Below are 23103 nucleotides of genomic sequence, written 5' to 3'. Positions count from 1 at the left end.
CGGAGAGGCGGTTCCCTGGCCGGGGCCCACTCATTCGGCTGGTTCAGGAACTGCCGGACAGGCAACTGGCCGGTTCACATCTCACCAACGAAAAAGCCGCGGGAACCTTGAGTTCCCGCGGCTTGCGGTCGGGCTGACAGGATTTGAACCTGCGACCCCCTGACCCCCAGTCAGGTGCGCTACCAAGCTGCGCTACAGCCCGCCTTGCCTGACCGTTATCGCTGTTCGCGGCCGTTCAAGCAACGCGTATCAGCCTATACGAAAGCGGCCCGGATGAGAAATCGGGAGGCCTCCGACACGCCGTGTCGCGGCCTGCCGAAATCTACTACAGCGAACCCGCCGGCCACCCCCGGTTCAATCCCCGTTCAGCCCGCGTCGTTACGGTTCCGGAGCACCCAACCAACCCCGAAAGGCTCCCCCATGGACCGCCGTCGTTTCTTCACCACCGCTGCCGCCACCACGGCAGCGGCCTCGCTCCCCCTCCTCGCCGCCGGCGCCGCCCAAGCCGGCCCGGCAAACCCGGCGGACACAGCCCAGGAACAGAAGCTCACCCGCCTCATGCTGGACGCCCTCAGCCGCGAGCTGGACGATCCCGCGACGGCCGCCGTCGTCGAACCGCACATCCAGGACATCGGCCTCAACTGGCAGCCGCCGGTGATTGCGGTGGACAAAATCGACTACATCGTGGCTTACGCCTTCGGCAACCGCGCCCCGGCCGGCGGCGGCGATCCCGCCAAGGTCCTCTACGAACCCGGCCCGGTCAACGAAGCCCTCGCGGACACCATCGCTTCGATCCGCGAGCAGAAGGACGTGCCGGTCTACGCCCAGTGGGAAATCGCCCGCTTCCTCGACAGCAAATACGGCATGAGCCGGGTGACCTCGATCGAGCCCGTCATCGCGGCGGACGGCACCATCACCTACCTCAGCACCGACGGCGTCGCCGCCCAGGTGGTCGCCTTCCGCGGGACCTCGGGCACCGCCGGCGTGGTCGGTTTCCGCGACCACGTTAAGCGCTGCGTGCAGACCACCCGCGACCGCGGCATGACCGCCTACGCCCCGGCCGGAGTCGAGATGCCCGGTGACTACGATGCGAAGTCCGGCCAGCCGTGGACCCGCCGTCGGGACCTGTACCTGATGCACGACATGTATGCCCAGTTCGCCGTCCTGCGGCAGAAGGCGATCACCGCCGCATACCCGAACGGCTAGGACTTTACCCGTAGCCAGGCCGCCCAAGTGGCAACTCAAAATGGCGGCGGCTTGTTGGCGGCGCCGGTCATGTGCGTCGCGGGTGTGTGTGGGTGATCCGTGTAGCTTCGGCCGGCGGGGCTGATCCATTCCAGAACCCCTTCTCCGGATTGCCGGACCTTCCACGGTGAATGGTGCTTGAGCATGTGGTGACGCCGGCAAAGCCCGGCGAGGTTGCCGGTTTCGGTAGCGCCGCCGAGGGCGGCGTCGTGCGTGTGGTCCAGATCCAGGCTGCGGGCTTTGATCCCGCAGCCGGGGAAACGGCACCTGGTGTCGCGTGCTGCGAGGAGGCGTTTGAGGTCCTCGCCGGGCCGGTAGCGGTCCACGGCCAGCACGCCTCCCGTGAACGGGTCCGTCAGGACCCTGTTCCACGCGGTGGCATGCCCGACGAGGATGCGGGCGGTGCCGGGGTCGATGGGGTGGCGTCCGTCCAGCTCGGCCGGAACCTGTTCCGTGCTGCCTGCGACTGCGTCGCCTGCGGCGCGGTCGGCTTCGCTATCAATCAGAGTCAGCACCGGAACAGTGATATCCACGCGGGCAGTAACGGCCGCAAGGAGGCCGTCGGGGGTGTCGTGCGCAGTGGGAGCGCCACACAGCAGCAAATCCGACAGAAGGTCGGCCCTGAGTTGATCGGTGTTGCGCTGGTCGGTGTTCCGGCTCCCTTCAAGGCTCCGGCCCGGCGCGGCGGAGCCGACTTCGAACCCGGCTTCGGCATGCGCCCGCGCCATCTGGGTGAGGCGGTCGTGGATGCCGTAGGCCACGGCCGCGGGCAGGACGGCGGCGAGTTCGGCCATGCCGTCGGGCAGGGGCGTAACCCGGACATGGCGTTCCGCCGCAGCCCGCTCATGCCGGGAGGCCAACGGCTCGGGCTGGGCTTTCTCGGCTTCCCGGACAGCCAGGCGACGCACCCGGCCGGGCGCCTGCTGCTCCGCGCACGGCACCACCACGCCTTCGTACCGGGCCAAGGCGGCGGGATCGTCCAACGCGGTCCCGACGTCCTGGATCACCCGGGCGTGCGCCAGGCTGATCCGACCCTGCGCGAGGGCTTGGAATGTGGCCGGGAAGCGGTCCAGCAGCTCCACCGCTTGGCCCATCTGCCGCTGCACAGTGCGGTCGTTCGCGCGGATGGCCGTGGCGATCTCGGCGGCCACCGCACGCTGGCCGAGTTCAGCCGATCGCGGATCCCACCCCGCCGCGGTAAAGCCGGCCGGTGCCCCGCTCACCGCGGCGCCGCCGTCGTCGTTCATCACGTCCGCCAGCCGGGACGCAATCGCGAGCGTGTACTCACGCAACGCCTGCAAGCTTGCGATCGCCTGCTCAAGGGACCCGAGCGTAGAGACCAGCCCGTCCAGCACCGCTAAGGGATCGGACGCTGCGTCAGGCTGCGCCGTCCTCTCGCTCAAGCCAGTGGTGATCTCCATGAATCCATCACATCACCGAGCTACGACATTATTAGGCCACCCGGCCAACCGCGCTACAGCCCCGCGAGCACCGCCGCCGCGGCGTCGCGGTACCGCTGCCGCGCGGCGTCGTCCAGGAAGACGCTCTGCACCATGTACCCCTGAACGAGCCCGACGGCGGCCGGCGCCACCCGCGCACCCTCCATCAGCGCTTCCTTCTCCCCCAGCCCGCGGGTCTGCCGGAACCACGCGGCGAAGTAGGCGGCGAAATGCCCGCTCACCTCCGAAATCAGGTCCCTTGCCGTTTCCATGAGCTCAGTTGAATGGATCGCCTCGCCCCACACCTGCACCGCGACGTCCGGGAAGAATCCGTCGCGCGGCATCTGTGCCAGGAACTCCGGGATGGCCACGGCGGGAGCCGGCACCTCGTCGAGCGCCAGGAAGCCGTCGAGCACCGCGATCTTCTTGCTGAGCACCCTCCGCCCGACGTCGACGGTGAGCTGTTCCTTGCTGCGGTAGTACAGGTACACCGCTCCCGCGGACAGGCCGGCCTCCGCAATGATGTCCGCCATCGACGTCGACGCGAACCCCTTGCGCGCCACGCAGCTGAGCGCGGCGTCCAAGATCCGCTCGCGCTGCTTCTCGCGGTGCTCGTCACTGACCTTCGGCATGGCGCTCCTTCACCCGAATACCCGGCGTCCCTAAAAACGAATGATCGTTCTTGACAGTCTACCCTCCTTGAGGAAAATAGAGAACGAACATTCTTTTTATTGAAGGAGCCAGTCATGGCCACCACCCAAGCGCACCAACGGCCCCTCACCAGCTGGGCTCATGCACTCCGCACCGCCGTGCTAGCCGCCGTCACCGTGTGCATCATCCTGCTGGCCTTCGCCTGGCCCAGCGTGACGGCCAAGCCGCAGCACCTGCCCGTCGCCGTCGTCGGCTCCGCGGAACAGGTCCAGCAGCTCACGGCAAAGGCGCCGGAAGGCATGCTGGACATCCGCACCGCGGACAACCGCGACGACGCCGTGAACCGCATCAAGGACCGGGAAGTCTACGGCGCCGTCGTGCTGCCCGCGGCCGGCGCAACTCCTGCCACCCCGGAGATCCTTGTGGCCAGCGCGGCAAGTCCCGCCGCCAGCGCGGCCCTGAGCCAGCTGGGCATCGGCCTGCAGCAGCAGATCGACAAGCAGGCCATCGCGGCACTGACGGATGCCATCGGTCAGATGCAAGCGAAGATTGCCGCCGCCCAGCAGGCAGCTGCCCAAGGGCACACCCCGCCGGCAACCCAACCGCCTGCCACCCAGCCCTCCGGTCCCGTGGCCGTCCCCACGGTGGCGGTGACCGACGTCGTGCCCCTCTCCTCCGATGATCCGCGCGGCACGGGGCTCGCCGTCGCCGGGCTCCCGCTCGCCATGGGCGGCATGGTGGGCGGCATCCTGATCTCCCTGCTGGTCGCCGGGGCGTGGCGGCGGCTTGGCGCGGTCATTGCTTACGGCATCGCCGGCGGCCTAGGGCTGGTGGGCATCCTGCAGGGCTGGTTCCACGTGCTGCAGGGCGACTTCTGGATCAACAGCGCCGCCGTCGGGCTGGGCATCTCCGCAACGGCCGCCATCATCACAGGCCTGTCCGCGCTCATCGGCCGGGCCGGCATCGCGGTGGGCGCCGTGATCACCCTGTTCATCGGCAACCCGATCTCCGCGCTCACCCAGCCCAGGGAATTCCTCCCGGCTCCATGGGGCGACGTGGGCCAGTGGTTCGTGCCCGGCGCCTCCGGCACGCTCCTGCGGAACCTGTCCTACTTCCCGGACGCCGCCACGCTGTTCCCCTGGCTGGTCCTCGGGGCTTGGGCAGTGGCAGGCGTCCTGCTCATCGTCACCGGGCACTTCCACAACCAGTCCGCGGTGGCCGAGGCGTAACCCCGCCAAACACATACGGCGCGCCTCCCGCAATGGGGAGGCGCGCCGTCGTGCGTCAAACGAAGAAACTACCGCTTCTTCCCGCGCTTCTCGCGCACGCGCATGCTGACCTCGATGGGCGTGCCCTCGAAGCCGAAGGTCTCGCGCAGGCGGCGGGTGATGAAGCGGCGGTATCCGGGATCCAGGAAGCCCGTGGTGAACAGCACGAACTTCGGCGGACGGCTGGAGGCCTGGGTGCCGAACAGGATGCGGGGCTGCTTGCCGCCGCGCACCGGGTGCGGGTGCGCGGCCACAAGCTCGCCCAGGAAAGCGTTGAGGCGGCCGGTGGGAATACGCCGGTCCCAGCTCTCCAGGGCCGTGTCCAGCGCGGGCACCAGGCGGTCCTTGTGCCAGCCGGTCTTGGCGGAGATGTTGACTCGCGGCGCCCACTCCACGTGTGCCAGGTCCTGCTCGATTTCGCGTTCCAGGTAGCGGCGGCGTTCGTCGTCCAGCAGGTCCCACTTGTTGAATGCGAGCACCAGCGCGCGGCCGGATTCGATGGCCAGCTGCAGGATGCGCACGTCCTGCTCGCTGAGCACCTCGTCCACTGCCAGGAGCACGACGGCGACCTCCGCCTTTTCGAGCGCGGCCTGCGTCCGCAGGGAGGCGTAGAAGTCCGCGCCCTGGGCCATGTGCTGGCGGCGCCGGATGCCTGCGGTGTCCACGAAGCGCCAGGTGCGGTCGCCGAGTTCGATGAATTCGTCCACGGGGTCGCGGGTGGTGCCGGCGAGGGGGTCGACGACGACGCGTTCGGTGCCCGCGAGCTTGTTCAGCAGCGAGGATTTGCCCACGTTCGGGCGGCCGATCAGCGCGATGCGGCGGGGTCCGCCCGAGCGGTCGACGCTTTCCACCTGGGAGAACTCGGGCAGAGTGTCGATCACCTTGTCCAGCAGGTCGGCCACGCCCCGGCCGTGGAGGGCGGACACGGGGTGCGGTTCGCCGAAGCCAAGGCCCCACAACACGGCGGAGTCTGCTTCCTGGACAAAGTCGTCCACCTTGTTGGCCACCAGGATGACCGGCTTCTTGGACTTGCGCAGCATCTTCATGACGCCCTCGTCCGTGGCGGTGGCACCCACGGCGGAGTCCACCACGAACAGCACGGCGTCGGCCAGTTCAACGGCCATCTCGGCCTGCTCGGCCACGCGGGCGTGGATGCCCTTGGCGTCATGCTCCCAGCCGCCGGTATCCACAAGGGTGAAGTTCTTGCCGTTCCAGCGCGCCGAGTACATCACGCGGTCGCGGGTAACACCGGGAACGTCCTCGACGACGGCCTCGCGGCGGCCGAGGATGCGGTTCACGAGGGTGGACTTGCCGACGTTCGGGCGGCCGATGATGGCCAGCACGGGATCCAGCTTGAGCGGTCCCTCTTCACCTTCGTCTTCGTAGAGTCCGTCGAGGAGGGCCGCGTCGTCCTCGTCGAGGTCGTAGTCTTCCAGGCCGGCGCGGAGAGAGGCGGCGCGGAGCTCTGCTTCCTCGTCGTCCAGGGCGGCAAGGTTCTCCGCCACCTGGTCGGTGCCGGTGGGCGTGTATTCGTCGTCGCCGGCTCCGTGGAGGCCGGATTTATGAGTCGTATCGCTCATTGCACTTTCCTTAGTGGTGGTATGTGGGGCAAAGCCTGTCCTGTAATTGCCACGCTGTCCCGGACGTGGCCGGCCAGCGCGGCCTGGATCTCGGCGGCCGCCCTGTCCATTGAAACACGTCCGGACTCGCCGGCCCGGCGGCTTACGCACAGCGGGGCACCGAAGCTGACGGACAGTCGGCGGCGGAGCTTCGGGATCGAATCGCGGTGTTCCATGCCGCGGCGGGTGCCGAGGATCGCAACCGGCACCACTGTGGCGCCGGTGGCCAGCGCGAGCCAGGCGACCCCGTTGGCGATGCTTTCAGCGGAGCCGCTCCCCCGGGTTCCTTCAGGCAGGATCCCGACGCAACGGCCGCCGTCGAGCAGTCCCTTGCCGGCCTGCAGGGCGGCGCGGTCGCCGGAGCGGTCCACCGGGATCTGCCCGGAGGCCCGCAGCACGCGGCCGAGGAACCCCTTGAACATCTCCTTCTTGACCAGGATGTGCATGGGCCGCGGAGCCGCTCCGAACATCACCGGCCCGTCCAGGTAGCTGATGTGGTTTCCGGCGAAAATCACCGGCCCGGCCTTGGGGACGTTGGAGCGCCCGCGCACGCTGGTCTTGTACAGCACGTGGTCCAGCAGGAAACCGACGGGCCGGCTCCAGAGCATGGTCCACTTCGCCGGCAAAGACTGTGCCGGCAGCGCGCGGTCAGTCACCGTAGATGACCTTGGCCACGATCTCCAGCGCGGTGTCCACGGTCTGTTCGAAGTCCAGCTCCGAGGAGTCCAGCGTGACCACGCCGTCGGCGGCCCGGGTGAAGTTCACCACGGTGGAGTCCTTCGCGTCCCGCTGGATCACCTGCGCGGCGAGCTCTTCCTTGCTCTGGGTGCCGCCGAGCTGGATGCCGCGGCGGCGGAGCCGGGCTTCTTCGCTGGCGGTCAGCAGCATGCGGATTTCGGCGTTGGGCGCGACGACGGTGGTGATGTCCCGGCCCTCGACCACCATGCGGTGGTGGTGCTGGTCGATCAGCTCGCGCTGGCGGCGGATCAGTTCGTTGCGCGCGCCGAGGGTGGTGGCGACGGCGCTGACCGAGGAGGAAATCCGCGGTTCGCGGATGTCTTCAGTGATGTCGACGCCGCCCACCGCCACATACTCCTGGTTGGGGCTGGTGCTCAGTTCCAGGGGCAGGTCTTCGGAAGCCTGCTCGACGGCGGCACCATCGTTCAGGTCCACGCCGGTCTTCAGGCAGTACCAGGTGAGCGCCCGGTACATCGCGCCGGTGTCCAGGTAGGCGAGCTTGAGGCGGCGCGCCACTTCCTTGCTCACGCTGGACTTGCCGGAGCCTGAGGGGCCGTCGATGGCCACCACCAGCGGCTTTCCGGGACGGACGACGGTTTCGGGGCCAAAGAGTTCACGTGTCACTGGAGTACCCGCCATCCACGGTCGCTGAGGGCTTCTACAAGGAGGTCATGCCTGTTGGGCAGGACGGAGATTTCCACCATGCCCACGTTCTGCCCGGAGGAGTGGTCCAGGCGGAGGTCTTCGAGGTTGACGCCGATCTCGCCGATCTCCGTGAGGAGCCGGGCGATCTGGCCGGGCTTATCGTCCACCAGCACGGTCAGCCAGGAATAGGCCTGCGGCGGCCCGCCATGCTTGCCCGGAATGCGGGCCTGCCCGGCGTTGCCCTCGCTGATCAGCTGGGCAAGGTCCAGGCGTGCGCCCGGTGCCAACGGATCCTCCAGCGTGCCGATCAGCCGGTTCAGGTCTTCCCGGACGCCATACAGGATCTCCACGATCCGCTCCGCGTTGCCGCCCAGGATCTGCACCCAAAGGGTGGGATCGCTGGCGGCGATGCGGGTGGTGTCGCGCAGCCCGTTGCCCGCCAGGGACAGCGCATGCAGCGGCGTTCCCTGCAGCCGGCTGGCCAGGAGCGAGGACATCACCTGGGGCAGGTGCGAAACCAGCGCCACCGCTTCGTCGTGTTCCTCGGGGGTGAACTGGGTGACGATCGCGCCCAGGTCGCTCGCCAGGGAACGCGCGACCTGCAGGGCGTCGCCGCTGCTTTCCTCCGAAGGGCAGAGCACCCACGGCATCGACGTGAACAGCTCGCCGCGGGCAGCCACCGGACCGGACTTCTCGCGGCCGGCCATCGGGTGCGTGCCCACGTAGCGGGACATGTCCACGCCGCGGCGGCGCAGCTCGGCCTGGATGCCGGACTTCACGCTGGCGATGTCCACCACCACGGCGCCGGGGTACTCGCCCAGGGCGCGTTCGACGACGTCGGCTGTTACGTCCGGCGGCGCGGCCACGACCACAAGCTGGGGACCGCCGTCGGGCTCTTCTGCCAGTTCAGTCAGAGGGCGGCCTGCCCCGATGTCGACCGCAACCGCCTGGTTGGTGGGCGAAGGGTCGGAGAGGAAAACCGGCACGCCGCGGCCGCGCAGGCCCAAGCCGATGCTGGCACCGAGCAGGCCGGTGCCGAAGATGACCACCGGCCCGTCCAGGTGCCCGCGGCCGTGCGTGTGGAATGCCGACATGCCCTAGAGCCCCACCGAGGACAGAAGGTGGCCGATTTCCTGCTTGCCGAGGTTGCGGATGCTGCCCTGGCGCTGGTCGCCCAGTCCGATGGGGCCGATCTTGACGCGCACCAGGCGCTGCACCGGGAAGCCCACCGCGTCGAACATGCGGCGCACGATGCGGTTCTTGCCCGAGTGCAGCACGACCTCGATCAGCACGTAGCCGGGCGTGGAGTCCACCAGGCGGAAGGAGTCGACGGCGGCGATGCCGTCCTCGAGCTCGACGCCGGCCTTCAGCTTCGCGCCGACGCCGTGCGGGAACGGAGCGCGGACCTGCACCAGGTACGTCTTGGGCACCTCGTAGGAGGGGTGGGTGAGGCGGTTGGCGAGTTCGCCGTCGTTGGTCAGCAGCAGCAGGCCCTCGGTGGCGACGTCAAGACGTCCCACGTGGAAGAGGCGTTCGCCGTGGGTCTTGCTGCTCTTGAGGAAGTCGCTGATGCAGGGGCGGCCTTCGGGGTCTTCCATGGTGGAGACAACGCCCTTGGGCTTGTTGAAGACCATGTACAGCAGGTGCTCGTCCAGCTGGATGCGGATGCCGTCCACGTGGATCACCGCGGTCTTGGGGTCCACGCGCATGCCGAGTTCGGTGGTGACCTGGCCGTTGACCTCCACGCGGCCTTCGAGGATGAGTTCCTCGCACACGCGGCGCGATGCCACGCCGGCCTGGGCCATGACCTTCTGCAGGCGCACGCCGTCGGCGTCGTGCTGCTCTGACTGCGCCACTGCGCCCTTGGGGCCGCGCGACTTGCGGACGGGGCCGAGGTTCTGGCCGAAGCGTTCGCCACCGAAGGCGCGGGCACCTGCCTGCTTTACGGGCTTCTTCTTGGGCTTCAATGCACCCGGAGTGCCGGGAGCCTTACCGTAGCCGGGCTTGTTGGAGCCGGGCTTGCGGGGGGCCTTTGCCGGGCCTGCCTTGCGGTCGCCGAAGCCGCCGGCCGTGGTGGGGTTGTCCGGGTCAAAGGGACGCTCTTCACGCGGACGGGAGGGCTTGAACGGCCGTTCGCCCAGGAAGCCGCGGTCGCCGCGGCGTTCGCCGTCTGCGAAGTTGCGCTTGCCCGCGCCGGAACCGCCGCCCTGGCCTGCTCCTCCGCGGCCTGCGTTGCCCCGGCTGCTGCCGAAACCGCCGCTGCGTCCCGAACTGTTACGTGGTGAACCCTGGCGTCCCGCCTGTGTCATGACCCGTCCTTTTGTTATGGGCCGGCTTCTGGTGCCGGCCGGGCAGATTGGCTCTGCCCACTGTGTTTAATTCTGCCTTGCGTGTGTTTGGTCCCGCCAGCGCACTTACATGCGCTCGGCGTCGAAGAATTCCTCGATGCCTTCGAGTCCCGGGAGGTGCGGTGAAACCGGCGGCAGTTCCTCAAGGGAAGCGATGCCCATCCGTTCCAGGAAGTAGGAAGTGCTCCGATAAAGGAGCGCCCCGGATTCGGGATCGGTGCCGGCTTCCTCGACCAGGCCGCGCTGGACCAAAGTCCGCACCACCGAGTCGACGTTCACGCCGCGGATGGCCGAAACCCTGGCCCGCGAGACCGGCTGCCGGTACGCAATGACCGCCATGGTTTCCAGTGCTGCCTGGGTCAGCCGCGCCGTCTGCCCGTCAAGGACGAACTTCCCCACGACGTCGGAAAATTCGGCCCGTGAGTATATCCGCCACCCGCCGGCAACGTTCCGCAACTCAAAACCCCGGGGTGCTGTGCTGGCGCCTGCGTCAGCAGGTGAACCGTCAGCATCCGTGCCCGGGGCCTTAACAGTATAGCCGTTGTAGTCCTGCTGCAGTTCCGCCAGCAGTTCCTCGACGACGGCGGTGCCCAGTCCCAGCCCCGCGGCCAGTTCCTCTGAGGTGGCGGGCTGGTCGATCACCATCAGCACGGCCTCCAGTGCCGCGCGCGCCCCGCCCGGGCGTTCCCCCAGCGCGGCGAGCCCGGCGACGGCGTCCTCGTAGTCACTCATTCTGTTCCTGTTCGTCCGTTTCACCCGGAGCCAGGCCGGATCCTGCTTCGTATTCTTCGTTCAGGTTTTCGCTGCTCCAGCCCTCGGGCCGGCCGGTCCAGCGGACCGTCAGTTCGGACAGCGGCGCGGGCTGTTCGAAGGCAACCACGCGGTCCCGGAACATCTCCAGCAGGGCCAGGAAGCGGACCACCACCACGAGGGTGGACTCGGCGTCGGCGACGAGCGCCCGGAAGGACAGCGGCCGCCCGTGCTGCAGCCGGTAGCCGAGAATCTCGGCCTGTTCCTTGATGCTGACGGGCGCTCCGTGGAGATGGTCGACGCCGACCTCCGGCGGCGTGGTGTCCTTCGGCTCCAGGGCCTTGGCGGCGATGCCGGCGAACTGTTCCGGGGTGTGCCGCCAGATGAGTTCGGGCAGCAGCGCCGCGAAATGCGGTTCCAAGGCAACCTGCCGGGGAAAACGTCCAGCCTCGTTCTCCAGGGTCTCGCCCAGGTGTGCGGCCAGCTGCTTGAACGCTTTGTACTGCAGCAGGCGCGCGAACAGCAGGTCCCGGGCTTCGAGAAGGGCCACGTCCTCTTCGTCCTCGACCTCCCCGGCGGGCAGCAGGCGCGCCGCCTTCAGGTCCAGGAGGGTTGCCGCGATCACCAGGAACTCACTGGCTTCATCCAGGGCCCAGCCTTCGCCCAGTTCCTGGAGCCGGCGGATGTACTTGATGAACTCGTCCGTGACGGTGGCCAGGGCAAGTTCGGTGACGTCCAGCTTGTGCTTGGCAATCAGGCCGAGCAGCAGGTCAAAAGGCCCGGTGAAGTTGGCCAGCCGGACCTCAAAGCCGCCTTTGCGCGCGGTGCTGTTTTCGACACTGGTGCTTACGGCATTGCTGCTGTCGGCGTCGGCGGTTTCCTCCGCCAGGGTGAGCGGTTCCGCCATCGCCGCTTAGGGCGCGCCGCCGCGCAGGATCAGTTCCCTGGCCAGGCTGCGGTAGGCGTCGGCGCCGGTGTGGGTGCCCGCGTAGCTGGTGATGGGTTCCGCGGCAACGGTGGCGTCGGCGAACTTGATGGAGCGCTTGATGACGGTTTCGAAGACCTTGTCCCCGAAGGCTTCCACGAGGCGGGCGATCACTTCGCGGCTGTGCAGGGTGCGGGCGTCGAACATCGTGGCCAGCACGCCGTCCACCTGCAGGCGCGGGTTGAGGCGGTCCTGGACCTTCTCGATGGTTTCCACCAGGAGCGCCACGGCGCGCAGGGCGAAGAATTCGCAGATCAGCGGGATGATGACGCCGTGCGCCGCGGTCAGCGCGTTGACGGTCAGCAGGCCGAGGGAGGGCTGGCAGTCGATGAGGACCACGTCGTAGTCGTCTTCGACGCTCTTCAGCGCGCGGTCCAGGACCTGCTCGCGGGCCACCTCGTTGACCAGCTGGACTTCAGCGGCGGACAGGTCGATGTTGGCGGGCAGCAGGTCCACGCCGTCGACGCCGGTCTGCTGGATGGCGTCCCGGATGTCCACTTTGCGGTCCATCAGCACGTTGTAAACGGTGAGGTCGAGCTCGTGCGGGTTGGCGCCGAGGCCTGCGGACAGGGCGCCCTGGGGGTCAAAGTCGACCAGCAGCACGCGGCGGCCGTATTCGGCGAGCGCTGCAGCGAGGTTGATGGTTGACGTGGTCTTGCCGACGCCGCCCTTCTGGTTGACCATCGCGATGACCCGCGCCGGGCCGTGGGCGTCCAGGGGCGCGGGCTCCGGGAACTCGCGGTACGGACGGCCGGTGGGTCCCATGACGGCATCTTCCAGATCGAAATCCGTGCCTTCCAGCGTAGTTGTTCCCCGTTCGCTGCTCACGTTTTTATCCACTCTCTCCACGACGGTCAATGACTGCTCCCAAGCAAGGTTACCGTCCCCGACACGGCATTCAACGGACCTTGACAATGCCCGCAATTTGAGCCTTTACCTTCTGGTAGAGGTCGAAGGTTGCCTCCTTCACCTCGCTTTCGGGGCGGATGACAAAGGCAGGCTCCCCCGTCCGGGAGCCTGCCTTTGCGCTGTTGGCCTGCGGAAACGTCAGGCGGGCACTGCTTCCTTTGCCGCTGCGTTCACGGCGGGCTCAGCGTGGTGGCTGATCATTGTGGTCTCGTCGAAGGGGACGGCGCCGGAGAGGACGTTGCTGACCTGCTGCCGGTCAATCTCCTTGACCCAGGTGCCGATCAGCACGGTGGCCACGGCGTTGCCCGTGAAGTTGGTCAGGGCGCGGGCCTCGGACATGAAGCGGTCGATGCCGACGATCATTCCGACGCCGCCGAGCAGTTCGGGCCGGTGGGCCTGCAGGCCGGCGGCCAGGGTGGCCAGGCCCGCACCGGTGACACCGGCGGCGCCCTTGGAGGCGATGATCATGAAGATCAGCAGGGAGAGCTGGGCGCCGAGGTCCAGCGGCGTGCCCATGGCGTTGGCGACGAACAGGGAGGCCATGGTCAGGTAGATCGCGGTGCCGTCCAGGTTGAAGGAGTAGCCGGTGGGAACCGTCACGCCGACAACCGGCTTGGAGACGCCCAGGTGTTCCATCTTGGCGATGAGGCGCGGCAGGGCGGCCTCGGAAGAGGAGGTGGAGAAGATGAGCAGGTATTCGCGGGCCAGGTACTTCATGAGCTGGAAGATGCTGACGCCGGCCACGATGCGCAGGAGCCCGCCGAGGATGACCACGATGAAGACCGCGCAGGTGATGTAGAAGGCGAGCATCAGGGTGAACATGCTCAGGATCGCCTGGGCACCGGTGGCACCGACGACGGCGGCGATCGCACCGAAGGCGCCGACGGGGGCCAGCCACATGATCATGATGAGGATGCGGAACACGAGGGTCTGGCCGTGCTGGACGGCCTTGAGGATCGGGGCACCCTGGCTGCCCATCTTCTGCAGCGCGAAGCCGACGAGGATGGCGGCGAGCAGGGTGGGCAGCACGGGGATGTCACCCGGGATGATGCCCAGCAGGAAGTCCACGGTGCTGTCCGTGGCAGCCTTCTTGGTGGGGTCGTACGGCGTGAGCTTGAGGCCTTCACCGGGGTGGATCAGGTTGCCGACCACCAGGCCGATGCCGAGCGCGAAGGTGGACATGATCACGAAGTAGCCCAGCGCGAGCCCGCCGACCTTGCCGACCGTGGCGGCCTTGGCGATCGAGCCGATGCCCAGGACGATGGTGCAGAAGATGACGGGGGCGATCATCATCTTGATGAGCTTGATGAAGCCGTCGCCCAGGGGCTTCAGCGACTTGCCGACCTCCGGGAACAGCAGGCCGACAACCGCGCCGAGCACGACGGCTGCGATGACGGCGATGTACAGGTAGTGCGATTTGTCCAGGCCTTTGCGCCCGGCCTTACCGTTGGCAAACTCTCCTCGTTGAGAGGTCATGGCATGCTCCTTTGGATACTCTGGAGGCGCTGCGGCATCTGCACTGCTTTCCTGCGCCGGTGGTGTGATATCCATCATGGAGCCGGGGGTGACACGGATCACCGTTGTGGTCATATTGGTCATTGGAGGTGCGCATGATCCGGCGCTGGAGCATTGCCCGCCGCTTGTTCGCGGCCAATGTGCTGTTCGTCCTGGTACTCAGCGTGGTGCTCGGAACGGCGGCCATCATCGACGCCCGGGACCGGACGTACGACGACGCCGGGCGCCGCATGCAGACCGTCGCGGCCGCCGTCGCCGCCAATCCCCTGGTCCTGCAAGCTGCCGGGACCGCATCCCCCTCAACCACGCTGCAGCCGTATGCGTTGAATGTCATGGCCGGGACCGGCGTCGACTTCGTCACGATCATGGCGCCGGACCGCACGCGCTGGACGCACGCCAATCCGGCGGAGATCGGCAAGCCGTACATCGGCACGATCGAGCCTGCGCTGCGCGGCGAAACCTTCACGGAGGTCACGGCCGGGACCCTGGGCCCGTCCGTGCGGACGATCGTTCCGGTGAAGGACGGCGCCGGCACGGTCCGGGCGCTGGTGGCTGCCGGCGTGACGGTGCGGAACGTGGACATCGCGGCCTCGGGCCGCTTCGGGGCGATCATCGCGCTCTGCCTCGCGCTGCTCGCCGCGGGTTCGCTGGCGTCCTGGCTGCTGGGCCGCTACCTGCGTTCGGTCACCCGCGGCTGGGGGCCCGAGCAGCTGGCGCAGCTGTTCGCGTACTACGAATCGGTGCTGCATTCAGTCCGCGAAGGCGTGGTCCTGATCGACACCCGGGGCACGGTGGTCATGTACAACGACCAGGCCGCGGAGCTGCTGGGACTGGAACCGTCCGACGTCGGCCCCTCCGCAGGTGCCGCGCCGCGCCTTGCGGACCTGCCGCTGGATGCCAGCCTGCGCGGACTGTTCGAATCCGGCCGTACCGCCCACGACGAAATCCACCTCAGCGATTCCCGGATCCTGGTGGTCAACCAAGCCCCCGCCGTCGGCCCTGGCCGTACAGGAGGTTTGGGCCGCGCGGGCGGACGAAGCCCGGCGGTCTTCGGGACGGTGGCCACCCTGCGCGACCGCACGGAAATCGAATCCCTCGGCAGCGAACTGGAGACCATACGGACGCTCTCCGGTGCGCTGCGGGCCCAGACCCACGAACACGCCAACCGGCTGCACACCATCGTCTCCCTCATGGAGCTGGGCCGCACGGACGACGCCCTGGATTTCGCCACCAAGGACCTTGAGCTGAGCCAGCGACTGACCGACGACATCGTGGCCTCGGTGGACGAACCGGTGCTCAGCGCGCTCATCATGGGCAAGTCCGCGGAGGCCCATGAACGCGGGGCCGAGCTGTCAGTCTCTGTGTCCGGCGGGGACGGCCTGCACGGCCTGGCGGTGCAGGACCTGGTGACCATCCTCGGGAACCTGCTGGACAACGCCCTCGACGCCGCCGCTGCCGCTCCCCCGCCGCGCAAAGTTTCGCTGACAATCGAGACCGCCCCGGACCGGGTCGTGTTTGCCGTGGCCGACTCCGGCCCCGGGATCGACCCGGCCATCGCCGGGGACATCCTCGAGTACGGCTTCAGCACCAAGGCGCCCTCTTCGGACGGTGCGGCCCCCGGTGCGGGCGGCCGCGGCGTCGGGCTCGCCCTGGTGCGGCAGGCCGTGAAGCGCCTTGACGGTACGCTGTCCATCGGCGCTGCCGACTCTTCGGCCGATGCCTTGGGAGGGGCTGCCGCCTTGGGCGGGGCTGACGCCTTGGGCGGGGCTGCCGGCCTGGGCGGGGCTGCCGGCCTGGGCGGGGCGCTGTTCCGCGTGGTGCTGCCGGCACCGGATCCGACGAAGGAAACCGAATGAACGACATCCGCGTCCTCGTCGTCGAGGACGAACCCATCGCTGCCGACGCCCACGCCGTCTACGTGGGCAGACTGGAGGGCTTCACCGTCGCGGGCACCGCGCCGGACGGCCAGTCGGCGCTGCGGCTGCTCAGCGACTTCGCGGCAGCGGGACAGCCGGTGGACCTGGTGCTGCTGGACATGAACCTGCCGGACCTGCACGGACTGGATGTCGCGCGAAGGATGCACGGCGCCGGGCTGCTGGCGGACATCATCGCCATCACGGCGGTGCGCGAAGTCAACATCGTGCGCAGCGCCGTCTCCATCGGCGTCGTGCAGTACCTCATCAAGCCGTTCACCTTCGCCACGTTCGCGGACAAGCTGCGCAGCTACCGGGCCTTCCGGGAACAGCTGGCTGCCACCGCTCCGGGGACGCGGACGGGTGCGTCCCAGAGCGACGTCGACCAGGCTTTTGCCAGCCTCCGCGCGCCCACCGAGATACCGCTGCCCAAGGGGCTGTCCACAGGGACCCTCGAATCGGTCAAGGAGTACCTGGCCGGACTGGGCCGGGCGGTCTCGGCGAGCGAAGCCACCGAAGCCCTGGGCATGTCCCGGGTCACGGCCCGCCGCTACCTCGAATACCTGGCCGATGCCGGCGTGGTGGTCCGCAGCCCCCGCTACGGAACGCCCGGGCGGCCGGAGAACGAATACAGGTGGGGGCGGGGGTAGGCGCCGGCAGAGTGGATTGCCGACCCCATCCAGCCGAATGTATACACTGGCCGCCGATTTTGGCGATTTACTGGCCATTCCCACCTTCTGTGTATACACTGACTCCTAACGGCAGCTTTTTCCGGCCGCCACCCAACGAGCACCGATCGGAGGACCAATGCGAGCCAGCGACAAGGCCTACGCCGCCCTCCGCGAGGACATCCTCGAATGGCGCCTCGCGCCCGGAACCGTGCTGGGCGAAGTGGAACAGTCCGAACGCCTGGGCGTCTCGCGCACCCCGGTCCGGGAGGCGCTCGGCAGGCTCACCGCGGAAGGCCTGACGACGGCGGCAGGCGGCCGTGGCGTCGTCGTCACCGATATCTCGCTGGAGGACATCGACGAACTGTTCGAGCTGCGCGAAACCCTTGAGGTCCGGGCGGCGGCGCTGGCCGCCGAACGCGGCGAGCGCAGCGTCTTCGAACAGCTACACGCCGAACTCCTCGAGGCGCCGGCACTCCTCGAGGGTGATGATCCCGCCCGCCACGACTACTACGCGCTGGTGGCGAGGCTGGACGACGCGATCGACGCCGCCATCTCCAATTCTTATCTGGCCCAGGCCATGCGCAGCCTGCGCGTGCACCTGGTCCGGGTCCGCCGCCTGGCCGCCGACGACGCCGCCCGGCTGGGTGCCGCTGCGGCCGAACACGCTGCCATCGCCGAAGCGATCGCCGGCGGAAACGCGAAACTCGCCGAAGCCGCCACCGTCCTGCACCTGCACCGAAGCCTGTCCCACGTCAAGAAAAGCAGCGTCAAGACAACCAGCGTCAAGGCCAGCAACACATCCCACTGAAGGAGCCACCTTGGTCAAGAGCCACCACGTCCGTGTCTACAAGAGCGAAGAGAACCTTCCCCGCGAGGAGCAACTTGCCCACAAGATCGCCGTCGTCGCCGCCGACCCCGTCGAGGTGACCCCGGAGGTCACGGAGATGATCATCAACCGGATCATCGACAACGCCTCCGTGGCCGTCGCATCGCTGAACCGGGCCCCGATCGTCGCGGCCCGTGCGCAGGCACTGACCCACGCCCCGAGCACCGGAGGCAAGGGCGCTGGCGTGTTCGGCATCCAGGAGAGCGTCTCCCCCGAGTGGGCTGCCTGGGCCAACGGCGTGGCCGTGCGTGAACTGGACTACCACGACACCTTCCTGGCCGCGGACTACTCGCACCCGGGCGACAACATTCCGCCGATCCTGGCCGTGGCCCAGCACGTGGGCGCCTCCGGCGCTGACCTGGTCCGGGGCATCGCCACCGGCTACGAAATCCAGGTGAACCTGGTCAAGGCCATCTGCCTGCACAAGCACAAGATCGACCACGTGGCCCACCTCGGCCCCTCCGCCGCCGCCGGCATCGGAACCCTGCTCGGCCTGGACGTGGAGACCATCTTCCAGTCCGTGGGCCAGGCCCTGCACACCACCACCGCCACCCGGCAGTCCCGCAAGGGCGAAATCTCCACCTGGAAGGCCCACGCCCCCGCGTTCGCAGGGAAGATGGCCGTGGAATCCGCCGACCGTGCCATGCGCGGCCAGACCTCCCCCGTGCCGATCTACGAAGGCGAAGACGGCGTGATCGCCTGGATGCTGGACGGCCCGGACGCCTCCTACGAAGTGCCCCTGCCGGAGAAGGGCGAAGCCAAGCGCGCCATCCTGGACACCTACACCAAGGAGCACTCCGCCGAGTACCAGGCGCAGGCCTGGATCGACCTGGCCCGCAAGCTGAACAAGGAACATCCGGAAGCCACGGACCCGGCGAACGTGAAGTCGGTGCTGATCAAGACCAGCCACCACACGCACTACGTGATCGGCTCCGGGGCCAACGATCCGCAGAAATACGATCCCACCGCCAGCCGGGAAACCCTGGACCACTCCATCCCGTACATCTTCACCGTCGCCCTGCAGGACGGTGCCTGGCACCACGTGGACTCCTACTCCCCCGAACGCGCGGGCCGGCCGGACACCGTGGAGCTGTGGCACAAGGTCTCCACGGTGGAGGATCCGGAATGGACCCGCCGCTACCACTCCCTGGACATCGCCGAGAAGGCCTTCGGCGGCACGGTTGTCATCACCCTCACCGATGGGACGGTGATTACGGACGAGATCGCCGTCGCGGACGCCCACCCGCTCGGTGCCCGCCCGTTCGCCCGGGAACAGTACGTGAACAAGTTCCGCACCCTGGCCGCCGGACTCGTGACGGAAGAAGAAATCGAACGGTTCCTGGCCGCCGTCGAACGCCTCCCGGAACTGGCCGCGGGCGAACTGGACCAGCTCAACATCATCGCCGCACCCGGCGTGATCGACCCCGCCGACGCACCGAAGGGACTGTTCTAGATGCTGTACTCCACCACCACGCCGGAGCAGAAGCGGCGCAGGCTGCGGGACATGCTTGCCTCCGAAGAGATCCTGCAGTTCCCTGGCGCCTTCAACCCGCTCTCCGCCCGGCTGATCGAAGAGAAGGGCTTCCAGGGCGTCTACATCTCCGGGGCCGTCCTGGCCAACGACCTCGGCCTGCCTGACATCGGCCTGACCACGCTCACCGAGGTCGCGCAGCGCGCCGGGCAGATCGCCCGGATGACGGAACTGCCCTGCCTGGTCGACGCGGACACAGGGTTCGGCGAACCGATGAACGTGGCCCGTACTGTGCATGAGCTCGAGAATGCCGGCCTGGCCGGCTGCCACATCGAGGACCAGTTCAACCCGAAACGCTGCGGTCACCTGGACGGCAAGAACGTCGTGGACGTAGACACCGCGGCCAAGCGCATCCGCGCCGCAGCGGACGCCCGCCGGGACCCGGACTTCCTGATCATGGCCCGCACCGACATCCGCGCAGTGGAAGGCCTCGAGGCCGCGAAGGAACGCGCACAGGCCCTCGTGGAAGCCGGCGCCGACGCGATCTTCCCCGAAGCCATGGCCACCCTGGACGAGTTCCAGGCCATCCGCGAGGCCGTGGACGTGCCCATCCTGGCTAACATGACCGAGTTCGGCAAGAGCGAGCTGTTCACGGTGGAACAGCTCCAGGATGTCGGGGTGAATATGGTGATCTATCCCGTCACGCTGCTCCGCATTGCCATGGGGGCTGCAGAGCGTACGCTGGAAACGATCAAGGCATCTGGGACGCAGCAGGCGCAGGTGGAGAACATGCTCACCCGCGCCCGGCTCTATGAGCTGGTGGACTATGAAGCCTACAACCACTTCGACACAGGCGTTTTCAACTTCCAGGTTCCCGGCACCCGCCGGTAAGCGGATCAATGAAGGGCAAAGCAGGGACCGCGCATCCGCCGGTGCCCTGCCAGATGAACGAAGGAGTTCGGCATGGCTGCTGAAGAAATCAAGAAGGGGCTGGCCGGCGTCGTCGTGGACTACACCGCGATTTCCAAGGTCAATCCGGACACCAATTCGCTGCTTTACCGCGGGTATCCCGTGCAGGAACTCGCCGCCCGGTGCAGCTTCGAGGAAGTCGCCTACCTGCTGTGGAACGGTGAACTTCCGACGCCGGAACAGCTCGCGGAATTCACCTCCCGTGAGCGTGCCGGCCGTGCGCTGGACCCTGTGGTGAAGCAGGTGGTTGACACCCTGCCGCTGGAATCCCACCCGATGGATGTGTGCCGCACGGCCGCTTCCGTGATGGGTGCCCGGCACCCGCTGGCCGAGGACTCCTCGCCCGAGGCCAACATGAAGAAGGCCGTGGACCTGTTCGCCGCGATGCCGGCGATCGTCGCCTACGACCAGCGCCGCCGCCGCGGCCAGGACCTTGTGGAACCCCGCGATGACCTGGGCTATTCGGCGAACTTCCTCTGGATGGCTTTCGGAGAAGACCCGGTGGAAGAGGTGGTGAAGGCCTTCAACGTCTCGATGATCCTGTACGCCGAGCACTCCTTCAACGCCTCCACCTTCACGGCCCGCGTGGTCACCTCCACGCTGTCCGACCTGCACTCCGCCGTCACCGCTGCCATCGGCGCCCTCAAGGGCCCCCTGCACGGCGGCGCCAACGAGGCCGTGATGCACACCTTCGACGAAATCGGCATCCGCGCCGAAGAGTCCATGGAGGACGCCGCGGCCCGGGCGAAGGCCTGGATGGAAGACGCCCTGACCCACAAGAAGAAGGTCATGGGCTTCGGCCACCGCGTCTACAAGCACGGCGACTCCCGCGTACCCACCATGAAGGCCGCCCTGGACAAGATGATCGCCCACTACGGCCGGCCCGAGCTGCTGGGGCTCTACAACGGCCTGGAGCAGGCCATGGACGAGGCCAAGGGCATCAAGCCGAACCTCGACTACCCCGCCGGGCCGACCTACCACCTGATGGGTTTCGACACTCCCACGTTTACTCCCCTGTTCGTGGCCAGCCGCATCACCGGCTGGACCGCCCACGTCATGGAACAGCTCGGCTCCAACTCACTGATCCGCCCGTTGAGCGAATACAACGGCGTAGACGAGCGGCACCTTCCGTAAGTCCCTCACAAGAACCCGCGACGGCGGGCCGGTCACCTGATGGTGGCCGGCCCGCCGCGTCTTCAGTTCCGTGAATCAGCGTCAGGTACGTCAGCTAGCGGTGCGTCACATGGCTGACCGTGGTGTTGTCGTCGTTGAGGACGACGTCGATGTCCAGGATCTTTCCGCCCAGTGCCATGGGCAGCCAGTGTTCTGCGTCCTGCCACATTCGTTCGACGGGGAGGGCGTCCACGGCGAACCACTCCGGGGCGATTTCCAGGCTTTCCTGTGGCTCGCCTTCCCAGTCGGTGGTCACGAACAGCCGGGTGCGCATGTTCCACTCGGGACGCGCCGGGAACACGAACCGGACCGTCCCGGCGTCCACCAGATCCGTTTCCCGGACCGTCACTCCAGACTCTTCGAAGACCTCCCGGCAGGCCGCCTGGGCGTCGGTCTCCCCCGGCTCGACATGCCCGCCAAGGCCCACCACCTTGCCTTTTCCGAATCCTGTCTTCTTTTGTCCGAGCAGAACATCGCGGCCGCCGTCGGGCAGGTCCCGGACCAGGAAGCAAAGGGTGACGGCGGTGAATTCCATGTCCCCCACCCTATAGCCGCGACGGGTGTTGCTAATCCACCAGTTCGCCGGCGATCGTCAGCGACGTGATCATCGCCTTGACCTGCTTGTACTCCTCGCTGTTCCGGTAGGCGATGGCTTCATCCATGGTGCGGAAGACGAGGACCCCCGCGGCCTTCGCGTCCTCGTCGCTGAAGCCGGCCGTCATCTGCACTCCGCTGGCGAACATGTAGGTGGGCGATTCCTGCGGACCGTTGACCACGTTGTAGATCAGGCAGGCCTTGCCGTCCGCGCCTCCGACGGTGCTGGTGAGTCCGTAGGAAGCAAGGACCTTCCCGCCGGATTCCATGGCCCTGTAGGCGAAACGGGGCGTGATGATGCCCGGAAACCCCTTGTTGTAGGGCAAGCGGACTTCGGCGTAGTCCAGCACGGTGTACGGAACAGGCGAGGTGCAGGAGCCGCTGAGTCCGCCGTCCTTGTTTCCGTAGGACAGCTCCGCGAGCTTCTTCCCGGAGGCGTCGTTCACCGCCAGGTTCACGGCGCCGGCTGTGTTGCTTTCCTTCGCCTGCACGGTCCACTGTGCCGGATAGCTGAAGCTGATCCGTCCGTCCGGGCTTACATATCCCTGCAGCGATGGCCCGGTTGCGGGTGTTGCCACCGGACCGTCGCCCAGCAGCTGCGGCCGCAACCGGACAGGAATCCCCTTCTGCGCGAACTCCTGGTCCATGGCCTGCTGCGGCGTGAGGTGCCGGCCATTCTGCGAGACATCGTTGTTCAACGCCTGGAACTTCCATGTGAAGACGTAGGACCATTCCTGTTGGAAGTCCGTGAGGAAACGCTTGTTCTCCTGCAGCCTCGCCAGGTTGTACCAGGCGTTGCCGCCGTCGATCCCCATCGCGCTGATGCCTTCATCAGAGGTCGCGTAGGCCAGCCAGCCGTCGGCGCAGCCCAACACCGTGTAGTACTTCCAGTGTTCCTTCGGGATGGGCGTGATGGCGCGGACCTGGTCACTGCGCTGTTGGTCGATGTTGGCGGGGGTGCACTCGACGCCGTTGGTGTTCAGCGCCGGTGCCTGTGTCGCCGTCGGACTGGGCGTGGCGGTCGGTGCCGGGCTTGCCGAAATCGACGGGGTACCGGTGTTGGCTGGATCAGGCGCCGGCCCCTGTACCAAGTTCCCGCCGACAACGACGGCGGCCGCGACCGCCGCTGCAGCGACCATACCGGCCGCGGCAACGCGCACAGCCATGCGCCGCGCCGGTCTCCGAGCGGCCAGGGACACCACATTCGGATCGGTGGAGAACACGATCGACCGGACCGGGTCGGTTCCTGGCTTGGTCCCGGGCTCGCCGACGCGCGGCTTGGCGCCTTTCATGAGCTCTTCGATGCGGTCCATG

21 protein-coding genes and 1 tRNA gene are annotated in these 23103 nt (G+C 67.7%); 8 read left to right on the top strand and 14 right to left on the bottom strand.

Annotation, left to right across the window (positions count from 1 at the left end; all coding sequences use genetic code 11):
* Window positions 1-128: 128 nt before the first annotated feature.
* A tRNA-Pro gene (locus ACNQPB_RS16130) sits at window positions 129-202 on the bottom strand.
* Window positions 203-420: 218 nt separating this feature from the next.
* On the opposite strand from ACNQPB_RS16130, the gene ACNQPB_RS16125 reads away from it, so the two are divergent.
* The gene (locus tag ACNQPB_RS16125) at window positions 421-1206 is read left to right on the top strand and encodes a hypothetical protein (RefSeq protein ID WP_498753413.1); all 786 of its coding nucleotides are present in this window, start codon (window positions 421-423) and stop codon (window positions 1204-1206) included.
* A gap of 35 nt (window positions 1207-1241) precedes the next feature.
* On the opposite strand, the gene ACNQPB_RS16120 is transcribed toward ACNQPB_RS16125, so the two are convergent.
* Both ACNQPB_RS16120 and ACNQPB_RS16115 read right to left on the bottom strand, forming a co-directional pair.
* Window positions 1242-2666, bottom strand: coding sequence for an HNH endonuclease signature motif containing protein (locus ACNQPB_RS16120; protein WP_498753411.1), 1425 nt, complete (start codon window positions 2664-2666; stop codon window positions 1242-1244).
* Between the two features lie 53 nt (window positions 2667-2719).
* A complete protein-coding gene (locus ACNQPB_RS16115; protein WP_498753409.1) occupies window positions 2720-3316 on the bottom strand; it encodes a TetR/AcrR family transcriptional regulator in 597 nt (198 codons plus the stop codon).
* Between the two features lie 114 nt (window positions 3317-3430).
* Here ACNQPB_RS16115 and ACNQPB_RS16110 point away from each other — a divergent pair, with 114 nt between their 5' ends.
* Complete coding sequence (locus ACNQPB_RS16110) at window positions 3431-4564, top strand: ABC transporter permease (protein WP_498753407.1); 1134 nt, start codon at window positions 3431-3433, stop codon at window positions 4562-4564.
* Window positions 4565-4632: 68 nt separating this feature from the next.
* Here ACNQPB_RS16110 and der read toward each other — a convergent pair whose 3' ends face one another.
* The 9 genes from der to ACNQPB_RS16065 form a co-directional block, all read right to left on the bottom strand.
* Window positions 4633-6183: a ribosome biogenesis GTPase Der gene (gene der, locus ACNQPB_RS16105; RefSeq protein WP_498753406.1), complete on the bottom strand. Its 1551-nt coding sequence runs from the start codon at window positions 6181-6183 to the stop codon at window positions 4633-4635.
* Window positions 6180-6830 carry a lysophospholipid acyltransferase family protein gene (locus ACNQPB_RS16100; protein WP_498753499.1) on the bottom strand — a complete coding sequence of 217 codons (651 nt, stop codon included), beginning with the start codon at window positions 6828-6830 and terminating at the stop codon, window positions 6180-6182. The genes der and ACNQPB_RS16100 overlap by 4 nt, the downstream gene beginning before the upstream one ends.
* Window positions 6831-6870: 40 nt before the next feature.
* On the bottom strand, window positions 6871-7599 hold the full coding sequence (gene cmk / locus ACNQPB_RS16095) for a (d)CMP kinase (RefSeq protein WP_498753404.1): 729 nt from the start codon (window positions 7597-7599) through the stop codon (window positions 6871-6873).
* Window positions 7581-8699, bottom strand: coding sequence for a prephenate dehydrogenase (locus ACNQPB_RS16090; RefSeq protein ID WP_498753402.1), 1119 nt, complete (start codon window positions 8697-8699; stop codon window positions 7581-7583). The genes cmk and ACNQPB_RS16090 overlap by 19 nt, the downstream gene beginning before the upstream one ends.
* A 3-nt stretch (window positions 8700-8702) precedes the next feature.
* Complete coding sequence (locus ACNQPB_RS16085; RefSeq protein ID WP_498753400.1) at window positions 8703-9914, bottom strand: pseudouridine synthase; 1212 nt, start codon at window positions 9912-9914, stop codon at window positions 8703-8705.
* Between the two features lie 105 nt (window positions 9915-10019).
* Window positions 10020-10685, bottom strand: coding sequence for an SMC-Scp complex subunit ScpB (gene scpB, locus ACNQPB_RS16080; protein WP_498753398.1), 666 nt, complete (start codon window positions 10683-10685; stop codon window positions 10020-10022).
* Complete coding sequence (locus tag ACNQPB_RS16075) at window positions 10678-11610, bottom strand: segregation and condensation protein A (protein ID WP_498753396.1); 933 nt, start codon at window positions 11608-11610, stop codon at window positions 10678-10680. Before ACNQPB_RS16075 ends, scpB begins: the two co-directional genes overlap by 8 nt.
* Window positions 11611-11616: 6 nt before the next feature.
* On the bottom strand, window positions 11617-12516 hold the full coding sequence (locus ACNQPB_RS16070) for a ParA family protein (RefSeq protein WP_498753395.1): 900 nt from the start codon (window positions 12514-12516) through the stop codon (window positions 11617-11619).
* Between the two features lie 219 nt (window positions 12517-12735).
* Window positions 12736-14073, bottom strand: a complete 1338-nt coding sequence (locus tag ACNQPB_RS16065) for a cation:dicarboxylate symporter family transporter (RefSeq protein ID WP_498753393.1) — start codon at window positions 14071-14073, stop codon at window positions 12736-12738.
* 134 nt (window positions 14074-14207) lie between these two features.
* Between ACNQPB_RS16065 and ACNQPB_RS16060 the strand changes: the two genes are divergently transcribed.
* From ACNQPB_RS16060 to ACNQPB_RS16035, 6 genes are all read left to right on the top strand, one after another.
* Window positions 14208-15968 carry a sensor histidine kinase gene (locus tag ACNQPB_RS16060; protein WP_498753391.1) on the top strand — a complete coding sequence of 587 codons (1761 nt, stop codon included), beginning with the start codon at window positions 14208-14210 and terminating at the stop codon, window positions 15966-15968.
* Window positions 15965-16675: a response regulator gene (locus ACNQPB_RS16055; RefSeq protein ID WP_498753389.1), complete on the top strand. Its 711-nt coding sequence runs from the start codon at window positions 15965-15967 to the stop codon at window positions 16673-16675. The genes ACNQPB_RS16060 and ACNQPB_RS16055 overlap by 4 nt, the downstream gene beginning before the upstream one ends.
* Window positions 16676-16832: 157 nt before the next feature.
* On the top strand, window positions 16833-17504 hold the full coding sequence (locus ACNQPB_RS16050; RefSeq protein ID WP_498753388.1) for a GntR family transcriptional regulator: 672 nt from the start codon (window positions 16833-16835) through the stop codon (window positions 17502-17504).
* Window positions 17505-17514: 10 nt separating this feature from the next.
* Complete coding sequence (locus tag ACNQPB_RS16045; RefSeq protein ID WP_498753386.1) at window positions 17515-19035, top strand: MmgE/PrpD family protein; 1521 nt, start codon at window positions 17515-17517, stop codon at window positions 19033-19035.
* Window positions 19036-19944, top strand: coding sequence for a methylisocitrate lyase (gene prpB / locus ACNQPB_RS16040; protein ID WP_498753384.1), 909 nt, complete (start codon window positions 19036-19038; stop codon window positions 19942-19944).
* Between the two features lie 72 nt (window positions 19945-20016).
* The gene (locus tag ACNQPB_RS16035) at window positions 20017-21156 is read left to right on the top strand and encodes a bifunctional 2-methylcitrate synthase/citrate synthase (protein WP_498753382.1); all 1140 of its coding nucleotides are present in this window, start codon (window positions 20017-20019) and stop codon (window positions 21154-21156) included.
* Window positions 21157-21250: 94 nt separating this feature from the next.
* On the opposite strand, the gene ACNQPB_RS16030 is transcribed toward ACNQPB_RS16035, so the two are convergent.
* The gene (locus ACNQPB_RS16030) at window positions 21251-21730 is read right to left on the bottom strand and encodes an 8-oxo-dGTP diphosphatase (RefSeq protein ID WP_498753381.1); all 480 of its coding nucleotides are present in this window, start codon (window positions 21728-21730) and stop codon (window positions 21251-21253) included.
* Window positions 21731-21761: 31 nt separating this feature from the next.
* Window positions 21762-23102, bottom strand: coding sequence for a hypothetical protein (locus ACNQPB_RS16025; protein ID WP_498753379.1), 1341 nt, complete (start codon window positions 23100-23102; stop codon window positions 21762-21764).
* Between the last annotated feature and the right edge of the window lies 1 nt (window position 23103).

The sequence above is a fragment of the Curtobacterium sp. LFS079 genome (assembly GCF_047977865.1).
Taxonomy (GTDB): Bacteria; Actinomycetota; Actinomycetes; order Actinomycetales; family Micrococcaceae; genus Arthrobacter.
This window is presented reverse-complemented; position numbering and strand designations above follow the sequence as displayed.